The organism is Saccharopolyspora tripterygii, assembly GCF_054778355.1.
The window spans coordinates 133,084-142,686 of sequence record NZ_BAAGZP010000005.1 but is presented as its reverse complement, the minus strand read 5'-3'; the positions used below and the strand labels follow the sequence as shown (position 1 = coordinate 142,686).

General features: G+C 70.4%; 10 protein-coding genes. 3 read left to right on the top strand and 7 right to left on the bottom strand.

The annotated features are described in order from the left end of the window. Positions 1-202: 202 nt before the first annotated feature. Positions 203-391, top strand: a complete 189-nt coding sequence (locus ACYVF3_RS04145; RefSeq protein WP_461152923.1) for a hypothetical protein — start codon at positions 203-205, stop codon at positions 389-391. A 72-nt stretch (positions 392-463) separates the two neighbouring features. On the opposite strand, the gene ACYVF3_RS04140 is transcribed toward ACYVF3_RS04145, so the two are convergent. Continuing rightward, positions 464-925: a histone-like nucleoid-structuring protein Lsr2 gene (locus ACYVF3_RS04140; protein ID WP_461152922.1), complete on the bottom strand. Its 462-nt coding sequence runs from the start codon at positions 923-925 to the stop codon at positions 464-466. Between the two features lie 358 nt (positions 926-1,283). Here ACYVF3_RS04140 and ACYVF3_RS04135 point away from each other — a divergent pair, with 358 nt between their 5' ends. Further along, positions 1,284-1,628, top strand: a complete 345-nt coding sequence (locus ACYVF3_RS04135; protein ID WP_461152921.1) for a histone-like nucleoid-structuring protein Lsr2 — start codon at positions 1,284-1,286, stop codon at positions 1,626-1,628. Positions 1,629-1,749: 121 nt separating this feature from the next. Here ACYVF3_RS04135 and rbsK read toward each other — a convergent pair whose 3' ends face one another. Next, entirely contained in the window at positions 1,750-2,649 is a 900-nt protein-coding gene (gene rbsK / locus ACYVF3_RS04130; protein WP_461152920.1) for a ribokinase, read from the bottom strand. Between the two features lie 102 nt (positions 2,650-2,751). Between rbsK and ACYVF3_RS04125 the strand changes: the two genes are divergently transcribed. Next, positions 2,752-3,825, top strand: a complete 1,074-nt coding sequence (locus ACYVF3_RS04125; RefSeq protein WP_461152919.1) for a hypothetical protein — start codon at positions 2,752-2,754, stop codon at positions 3,823-3,825. 46 nt (positions 3,826-3,871) lie between these two features. Here ACYVF3_RS04125 and ACYVF3_RS04120 read toward each other — a convergent pair whose 3' ends face one another. The 5 genes from ACYVF3_RS04120 to ACYVF3_RS04100 form a co-directional block, all read right to left on the bottom strand. Further along, positions 3,872-4,744 (bottom strand): spermidine synthase, encoded by an 873-nt coding sequence (locus ACYVF3_RS04120; RefSeq protein ID WP_461152918.1) that lies wholly within the window; start codon positions 4,742-4,744, stop codon positions 3,872-3,874. An 87-nt stretch (positions 4,745-4,831) separates the two neighbouring features. Continuing rightward, on the bottom strand, positions 4,832-5,224 hold the full coding sequence (gene speD, locus ACYVF3_RS04115) for an adenosylmethionine decarboxylase (protein WP_461152917.1): 393 nt from the start codon (positions 5,222-5,224) through the stop codon (positions 4,832-4,834). A gap of 92 nt (positions 5,225-5,316) precedes the next feature. Next, complete coding sequence (locus ACYVF3_RS04110; RefSeq protein ID WP_461152916.1) at positions 5,317-6,543, bottom strand: type III PLP-dependent enzyme; 1,227 nt, start codon at positions 6,541-6,543, stop codon at positions 5,317-5,319. A gap of 296 nt (positions 6,544-6,839) precedes the next feature. After that, complete coding sequence (locus ACYVF3_RS04105; RefSeq protein WP_461152915.1) at positions 6,840-7,763, bottom strand: hypothetical protein; 924 nt, start codon at positions 7,761-7,763, stop codon at positions 6,840-6,842. Positions 7,764-7,837: 74 nt separating this feature from the next. Next, positions 7,838-9,337 (bottom strand): PucR family transcriptional regulator, encoded by a 1,500-nt coding sequence (locus ACYVF3_RS04100; RefSeq protein WP_461152914.1) that lies wholly within the window; start codon positions 9,335-9,337, stop codon positions 7,838-7,840. Positions 9,338-9,603 lie beyond the last annotated feature (266 nt).

Sequence of the window (9,603 nt, the reverse complement as noted above, 5' to 3'; positions counted from 1 at the left end):
CACCCCGAAAAACCCGGTGAACACCACCCCCCTCTAAAGACAAAACCCCAGGTCACAGCGGCGGAAAAGGCGAATCGGGCGTGAACCGGCCCGTCGGCTCCAGGAGTGCACCGTCCACCTTCGGGTGGTAGATGGTCTTCCGAGAGGGCACTCCGCGATTTCGCGGGTAGCCTGCCGACGTCTCGTCAGAACGGGGGTAGCAGTGGACTCGAATCCGATATACACCGAGCTGCGCAACACTCTGGCGGATCCGGAGGACCGCAACTGGGGCCCGAGCGCCCCGCCGGAGTTCGCGGCCGCGCTCACCGCAGGAGCGGACTCGGCACCCGCGAAGGAAACGCGCTCCACCGGTACCCGCTCCCGCGCCCGCAGGCACCGCGCCGCGGACTGAGCAGCCGTCAGACCACTCGGACCGCACCGGATTCAGCGCCCAGCGCTCCGGTGCGGTTTTTCGCGGTCGTGGTCAGTCGACCGCGGAGGAGAAGAGCGGGAGCGACACCGAGGGGCCCTCGGTTGAGGCCGGCTTCGCCTCGTCGGCTGCGGCCACCTCCGGCTCGGCTTCCGCTGCGGGAGCCTCGGCGGCCGGAGACTCCGAGGGGGAAGCCTCGGCGGCTTCTTCCGACTCGGGTTTCTTCAGCGCCTCGCGAGTGCGCGCGGCAGCACCGCGGATCTGCTCGGTGAGCTGCTTGTTTGCCTCGCGCGCCTGCTCGTCCTCGCGCTCCTGCTGCTTGGTGCTGCGCGGAGCTGCGGGTTTGGGTGCGCGGGCGGCCTTGATGTAGCGGTCGAGCACAGAACGCAGCGCTTCGGCGTTGCCGTCGTTCAGGTCGATTTCGTAGCTCACGCCGTCCAGGGCGAAAGTGACGGTGTGCTTGGCTGGCGACCCGTCGATGTCATCGACGAGATCAACCTGAATCCGCTCGGCCATGATCACCTGTCTCGGGAACGCGCCCCGTCTCGATCCGCGACTTCCAGGCAAGACTACTGCTGGTTCTGACCACGTTGTAGCACGGCGCTTAGCAGATGTCTCGCACTCAACCTTAGAACAGCGGCTCGCTAGGCCGAAATCCGCTCGGCGCAGGGGACGTCATCGCAACGCGCCGGTGTCCGGCCCTCTAACGGACGGTAACCGGACGCGGCCGTTTCACCCGAGGTAATCGGTTCCGGGACCGAATTTCGAGACCGGGTGGAACATTCTTCCGGCGATCGTTTATTGTTCGCTCGCTCTTCGTCGCGCGGGCACGTGCGCGCTGAGACTGGATTCGAGCCGGAATCGAGGTTTAACCGTGGCGCAGAAAGTCACCGTGCAGCTGGTCGACGATGTCGACGGCTCGCAAGCCGACAGCACTGTCGAGTTCGCCCTGGACGGGGTCAACTACCAAATCGACCTGTCCGACGACAACGCCGCGAAACTGCGGGACGCGTTGGCCTCTTTCGTGGCCAGCGCACGTAAGACCGGTGGCCGCAAGCGGTCCGGCAACAAGCCCGGCAAGCCTTCGGGCGCGCCGACGCAGGCCGACCGGGAACGGAACCAGGCCATTCGTGAATGGGCTCGGGAACAGGGCATGCAGGTTTCCGACCGGGGCCGCATTCCGGCTGAGATCGTCGAGGCTTTCGACAACGCTCAGTGAACAGCCGGGCACGGGCGGCCGGATCTGGTTCCTCGGGAACTTTCCGGCCGCCCGGTGAATGCCCGCGCATTACCCACCAATGGCCACCGCAGCGGCGGTCACGGCTAATGGGAAGTGCCGACTAGGAGTTCGCGATGAACCGGTCGATTTCCTCTCGATCGGGCATCGCGCTGGTCGCGCCATTGCGCTGCACCGACAGCGCCGACCCCGCGGCGGCGCGGCGCAGCGCCTCGGGGATCTCCGCTCCCGCGCCCAGCGCGGTGCTGAGCACTCCGACGAAGGTGTCGCCGGCCGCCGTGGTGTCCACGGCCTGAACGTCGAACGCGGGCACCTCGTGGCGGACGCCGTCGCGGTTGCCGTAGACGCACCCCCGGGCACCCAGCGTGATCACGACCTCGGGAACCAGCTCCAGCAGTGCGGGCAGCGCTCGCCGGGCGTCCTCGTGGCCGGTCAGCACGGCTGCCTCGTGCTCGTTGGGCACCAGCAGGTCCACCTCGCGCAGCAGGCCCTCCGGCAGCGGTACCGCCGGGGCCGGGGTGAGCACGACTCGCACGCCGTTGCGCTTGCCCGCGGCCGCGGCCGCCGCCACCCCGGACTGCGGGATCTCCAGCTGGAGCAGCAGGCTGTCGGAGCGCGCGATGATCTCCTCGTCCCCGTCAGCGAGCGCGTCCACTGATCCGTTGGCGGCCGGGATCACGACGATCGAGTTGTCACCGCCGTCGTCGACCACGATGTGCGCCGTTCCGCTCCGGCCGGGCGCGGTGCGCAGGCCACGGGTGTCCACAGTGGATTTCTGGAGCACGCGGCGGATCTCGTCGCCGAACTCGTCGCCGCCGACCGCTCCGATCATGCGCGTGTCCGCACCCGCCTTGGCCGCGGCGATCGCCTGGTTGGCGCCCTTGCCGCCGGGAACAGTGCGGAACTCGCGGCCGGTGACCGTCTCGCCCCGCTTGGGCGCTACCGGCACGTAGGCCACCAGGTCCATGTTGCAGCTGCCGAAGACCACCACGCTCGTCGTCACTCGACCATCATCGCCGACCCCGACACCCCGTCCGGTGGACGGGTCACCGCCGGGGCGACGTCGTACCATGCCGACCAGCAGTCGAGGAGAGGGCGATACGCGGTGGACTACGCGGTGACGGCAGAGCTGGCACCACCTGCCGAGGTGGTCGAGCTGGACCCGCTGCAGCAGGAGGGCGTCGCGGCGGTCCTGGACCGCCACCTCGCGATGGTCGAGGGCGTCAGCGGGCCGGGCGAGTCCGAGATCGACGTGCTGGACTACCGCATCACCGTGCACCCGGCGGGCGTGAGCGTCCTGCTCGCGCTGGACGCGCCATCGCTGCAGGCCGCCGAGGAGGGCGCGGCGTCGGTGCTGGACGAGCTCATCGTCGAGACGGAGCTGCTGATCGGCTGGTCGGTGTCCGACTCGGCCGTGCGCATCACCGAGGACGAGTTCAACGAGCGGCTGGCCGCGGCCGACGGGGTCGACGCCGACGACGCGCTGCAGGCCGCCATCGAAGAGGTGCTGGAGTCCTCCGGCGAGCCCGCGATGGACCTGGAGCACTGGAAGAAGCGGCTCTCCGGCCTGGCGCCGCGGCTGCGCTCGTTCGGCGGTGACGCCTTCGGCGTCGAGGGCGAGCAGGCGACGCTGGCCGCAGGTGCGCTGGTGCACGCGGTGCGCGTGGTGACCGACGAGATCTTCTACGACGAGCTCGCCCTGGCGGTCAACAACGCGACCGTCGCCGACGCGGTCGGCCTGCTCGTGCTCGAAGAGCTACCGCCCTGCTACGACCAGCGCTACGACGCGTTCTTCGCCAGGGCGTTCGTGCTCGCCTCCGCCGCCGTGACCGTCCGGCTCACCGAGCCGGCGTGGCAGCCGCCGCGCAGCGTCGCCGAGGCGCTCGCGCTGCGGCTGGTGCTCAACGAGGCCCGGGTGGTCCTGGAAGCCGCGGAGCTCATGGACTGGGAGACCAGCGAGCCGCTGTTCGAGGCGTTCGCGGAGAAGGCATTCGGCGGGTTCGACCACCACGAGCTGTACGAGATCGACGTGCCGCTGGCAGCCGAAGCGGAGCCGGAGGTCGTCGAGCAAGCCGCGAAGGTCGAGGCCGAGCTGCACGACCGGGGCCTCGCGTTCGACCAGTGGTTCCTCCCGCGGGACGGAACGCCGGCCTTCCACCCCTACCTCGACTCCCTGTAGTCGGCGGGACCGGAGGTGGACGTCGACCGCCCACCTCCGGCGCCGGTCAGGACTGGTTGCGCAGCGAGTACGGCGCGACGGTGGCGCCGATCAGCGAGGCGTCGTCGATCGTCCTGGGCTCGTAGCCGCTGGTGGGGAGCGCTTCGAGCATGAGGTTGATCGGGTCGTCGATCGGCTCGACCCGGCCGAACAGGAACGCCCACTCGTGCTCGTCGGAGCCGAAGTAGGTGACCGTCTCGAACGCCGACTGGAACCGGTTGTATGCGCGAATCAGCGTCTCGTTCCGCCACACGGTCGGACAGCCGCCCTGGAAGGCCACCACGCCACCTGCGGAGAGCACCGACTGGCAGCGCTGGACGAACTCCAGGCCGTAGAGCCGGTTGTGCTGGCCGTCGGCGTCGTCAGCGCGCTCGTCGGGCAGGTCGACCACGACGATGTCGTAGCCCTCCGGCGGGGCCGTGTCCAGGAAGCTCCAGCCGTCGGCGAAGTGGATCGCAACCGGGCCCTCGCCCTTCTCGGCGGCGGCCAGCTCCTCGGGCGTGTAGCCGTAGGGCAGGTGCTCGGCGCACTTGCGCACGCACAGCTCGTCGATGTCGACGTGATCGACCCGGGTCGCGCCGGCGGCCACGGCCATCTGGCTGGCCACCCCCTCGCTCGACCCGATGATCAGCACCCGCTCCACCTGCGCGGCCAGCAGGAACGCCGGCACCATCATGGCCTCGTGGTAGACCAGCTGGGAGAACTCGGTGCTCTGCCGGTCGTCGTCGCAGAACAGCGAGACGCCCTGCGCGGTGCGCGCGATCACCACGTGCTGGTAGGGGGTGTCGCCCTCCCACAGCACGTCGTCCACCCGCCACAGGCGCTGCAGGTCGTCGCCCATCGGCTCCTTGATCCACCGGTGCCCGTCGAGTTCGATCAACGGTGTTCCTCCTGAATTCCCCATTGATGTGTGCCCAGCATCCCGCCCGCTCCCGCGACGGGCCCGCAGACACGCGAAAAGACCGCCTCAGCAGACCAGTTCGGCGTAGTCGTGCCCGCGTTCAATGGTCTGCACGTGCTTGGAGGTCGGCTGCAGCGCTTCGGCGAGCAGTTCCACGGCCAGCTCCGGCTTCGCGGTGTGGCCGCAGGTGAACACGTCGATGAAGATCGAGCCGTCTTCCGGGTACGTGTGCATCGAGGCGTGGGACTCCGACAGCAGCGCCAACACCGTGACGCCTTGCGGGTCGAACCGCTTGGCGATCATCTGGCACACCGTGGCGTCCGACTCGCTCAACGCGTTGTGCAGGACTTCGCGCAGGTACTGCTCGTCGTCCAGCAGCGCCGGTTCCACGCCTTCGAGCTCGGCGAGGACGTGCCTGCCGGTGAACAGACCGACCTGTGCTCCGGTCTCAACGGACATCTATCGACCTCCCATCATTTCGCAGATTTGCCGCGTCCCGCTCTCCGTCGGCGGAGAGCACGAGCTGCGAGCGGATTCGCCGCCGCAGCAGATCACGGCCGCTGATCGCCATCGACGCAATAGGTGGGCAACGGGGTGAACCCGTTGAATCCCACCGATGAATAGCTCGCGGTGTACGCGCCCGCCGACAGCAGGTCCACGTGGTCACCGCCGCGCAGCGTGCGCGGCAGCTCGTAGTGGGTCCGCTGGTAGAGCACGTCATCACCGTCGCAGGTCGGCCCGGCCAGCACGATCGGGCCGACCGGGTCCCCGTCGCGCGAGGTGCGCAGCCGGTAGGTGATGGCCTCTCCCTCGGTCTCGGCGAGGCCGTTGTAGCGCCCGATGTCGAGGTACACCCAGCGCCGCTGCCCGTCGCACGAGTCGGTGACCAGCACGACCTCGCTGCGCAGCACGCCGGCGTCGCCGACGAGGAAGCGGCCGGGCTCGACGAGCAGTTCCGGTCGCTGCGGCCCGAAAGCGCGCTCCAGCGCGTGCTCCACGGCCGTGACGTAGTCGGCCAGCGGAGGTGCGGTGTCGGTGTACTCGGCAGGGAGACCGCCGCCCAGGTTGACCATCCGCGGGCGCACGCCGTGCTCGGCGCAGTCGGCGAACACGCGCGCGGCCGCCGCGATCCCGTGCTGGTAGGCGGCCGGGTCCAGCTGCTGCGATCCGATGTGGAACGAGACGCCGTACGGGTCGAGTCCCATCCCGGCGGCGCGCACGAGCAAGCGCGCGGCTTGCGCCGGGGTGCAGCCGAACTTGCGGCCGAACGGGGTCTTGGAGCCGGTGTTGTCGACCAGGACGCGGCAGAACACCTGCGAACCGGGTGCGACCTCGGCGATGTTGGTCAGGTCGGCTTCGCTGTCGGTGGCGAAAAGCCGCACGCCCTGCTGGTGGGCGCGGGCGACGTCGCGGCGCTTCTTGATGGTGTTGCCGTAGGAGATCGACTCGGGCGCCGCGCCCTTGGCCAGGCACAACTCGATCTCACCCGGGCTGGCGACGTCGAACGAGGCGCCCTCGGCGATGAGCTCGCCGACGAGTTCGGGGGTCGGGTTGGCCTTGACCGCGTAGCAGATGCGCGCGTCCGGCAGAGCAGTGCGCAGTTGCCGGTAGCGCTGCCGCACGTGTGCCAGATCCATGACGAGGCAAGGGGTTTCGGGGTTGTGCTGATCCAGGAATCGCCGGATGGGATCCGGATTCCCGTTGTGCCGCCCGGGCTCCTGCTGCGCGGTGCCGCTCAGGCGGTCCGTCACGCCGGTGGTGGCGGACAGATCGGTCAATCCCGTTACCTCCGTCTCGGGGATCGGTGCGTACTCGTCACGTCTTCCTCGCCTGCGGCTCGACGCTGCGCGACCGCAACTGCGACCAAGCACGGTACCGCTCTCGAAGTCAGATTTCGAACCGCACGTGAAGTTGTGAGCACGCGCACCGGACCGGACGCCTCGCGGCGACCCGCGCACGTCGTGTGGGTGGGGTGGTCGTGTGGGTGGGGAAGTTTTCATGAAAACTTCCCCACCCCACAGGCATCAGGTTCCGACACCCCGCTCCGCCGGGCAGAACGATCCCCACGCAGTTCTCAGCCGGCCAGCGCGGTGAGCAGGTCCTGGAGGCTGGACGGGGCGCGCAGGGCCCTCGCGGTGGCCGATGCCTCGCGGAGCCGCTGGGTCGCGCGGCCGGACGACACGTCGCGCGCGAGTCGGGCCAGCTCGTTCGCGGCGGTGTCGGCTTCGGACCACGACCGCGCCTCGACCAGCGCGCCGACGAGCCAGGACCCGCCGACGTAGGCCGACCACGGATAGGCGTCGGGCACGTCTTCGAGGGCGGCGGCGTAGCGGTCCACCGCCTCGTCCGGCCTGCCGAGCGCGCGCCAGATGCCGCCTTCGTGCAGGACGAGTTCGCGGCGGTCGAGCCACCACGTCCACTCGGGATCGGCGCGGGTGATCGACTCGTCCGCCTGCGATTGCGCCCGGTGGATCTGGTCGAGCGCGCGCTGGTCGCCGAGGTCAGCGAGGGCCCGCGCGCGCCTGAGCGCGGCCATGACCCGCACCCTCGGCGACGGCGCGGAGAGCTCCAGCAGATCGACGATGCGCAGGGACTCGCGGGGCCGTCCGGCTTCCTGCGCCAGCAGCGCCATGTTGCCCAGCAGGAACCTCTCGATGCGGGCGTCCCCGGCGAGTCGTGCGAGGCGCAGGGCCCGCAGGTCGAGGCGGCGGGCCTCGTCGTGCCGGAGGGAGTCGAACGCGAGCCACCCGGCGACTTGGCCGAGTTCTGCGGCCGCAGCGGTGAAGTCGGTTTCGAGACCGGCCGGGGCCGACCGCGCCGAGGCCGCCCTGAACGCGCTCGTGACCGCCGGGAGCAGCTCGGCACCGCCGCGCCGTCCGTCGAGCGCCACGGCCTGGGCGGTGATGTCGCGGAGCGCCTGCACATCGTCGGAGGTCACCGGCTGATCGGCCGACGGCGGCGGAGCCGCGCCGATGTCGGGGAGTTCGCGTTCGGTCATGGGTGCCTCCCGCCCGGAGAGCCGGCCCGCGCTGGTCAGGCTACCGAGGTTCCGAACGACCGGGCGTGTCGTTCCTAGGCGTCGGATTCCAGCCGCAGGGCCAGGTAGAAGTCCACTCGCGTGGAGAAGTCGGCCAGGTCGCGTCCGGTGAGCTCCTCGACGCGCTGGATGCGGTAGCGCAGCGTGTTGACGTGCACGTGCAGCAGCTGCGAGCAGCGCGACCAGGAACCGTTGTTGTCCAGGAAGACGCGCAGCGTGCGCAGCAGCTCCGAACCGTGCGCGGCGTCGTAGGCGGTGATGTCGGCGAGCAGTCGCTCCCGGTACGAGCGGCGCAGCTCGTCGGAGGTGGAGGCCAGCAGCACCTCGTGCGAGGCGAGCTCGGCGGCGACGGCGACCTCCGCGCGCCCCCGTCGCTGATCGGCGAGCTTGCGGGCGTAGGCGGCTTCGTCGAGGGCTCCGCGCAGCGCCGTGGCGGCCGTGGTGTCGCTGACACCCATCGTGAGCCGCCGCTCCCCCAGGCCGGCTTCGGCGTCGGCGACGATGTCCCGCAGCTGCTGCTCCAGGCCCGCAAGGTGCTCTCGGGTGTCGACGAACAGCGCGGCGGCGCCGTCGCCCAGCGGCGCGGTGACCGAGGCCATGCCGGTGGCGGCGGCGATCTCGCGGAGAAGCGTCGTCGACCTGGTCGAGTCGCCGACGCCCATCACCACCGCGCGCAGCGGTTCGTCGGCGGGCAGCCCGGCGGTTTCGAGCCGGGCGGCGACCTCGGTGGGCGAGGAGCTGCCTTCCAGGAGCCTGCGCAGCGCGGCTTCGACCGAGCGGCCGGCGATGCGGCGGGCCTCGTCGACCCGCGCGCGCACCAGGGCGACGACGGTGCCCAGGTCGGTGGCCACCGCTTCGCGGTGCTCGTCCCACTCGACCAGGTCGCCGCTGACCAGCGCGAACCACTGCGCGGCGACGGGTTCGGCACCGGATTCCACGGGCCACAGCACGTGCGGTCGCCCGGCTCGCGCGGTGCGCGGCAGGCGGCCCCGGGCGAACTCGGCGAGGGCGTCCGCTCGGGTCTGCTCGTCGAGTTCGGCGGTTCCTCCGACGACCCAGCCCGTCGCCGACAGGACCCAGCAGTCGGCGTCGAGGTCGTCGGCGGCCATCCGCAGCACCCGGTCCAGGTCGGCTCCGGCGGCCACCGCAGAGATCAGTTCCCGGCGGGGCGCGGCCCGCCACTGGATGCGTTCGGCGAGCGCGTTGAAGCTGACCGAGATCGGGACCTCGAACACCGGCAGCCCGTGCGCCCGGCAGGACTTCACCAGGTCGGCCGGTGCGTGCCCGAGCCGCGCGGTTCCGGCCGCGAGACCCGCGACCCCGGCGTCGACGAGCGCCTCTACGAACCGCTCGGAGTCCTCCGGGCCCGAGTGCCAGACCAGGCCGCTGAGCACCAGCTCACCGCCGGTGAGGTAGCGGCGCGGGTCGATCAGGTCGGTGATGTAGACGCCGCGCACGGGCCGATCCAGCGCGTCGGCGTCGTTGAGCAGCACGAGGCCGAGCTCGTCGTCGGCGAGCAGATCTCTGAGCCGCACTCTTCGTCCCCGTTCGTCAGGCGAGCGGCGTGGCCGCGTTCTCTCTACCCCACCCGAGCACACGGCGCCGTCGGAGCTTCAGGGCGGTTCCGCTGCGAGAACGACCACGACACCCGGTAGTCGACCGCGCCTCGCACGTGGCGTTCGGGGGCCGAGGAGCTGCTCAGGTCGTCGCTTCGGGACCGGCGCCGACGTCGAGCGGATCCGCGGTCTTCGTAGGAAGCTACAACCACACCCGTTCAGGGGAACGCCTTTTTCGGGGTTTC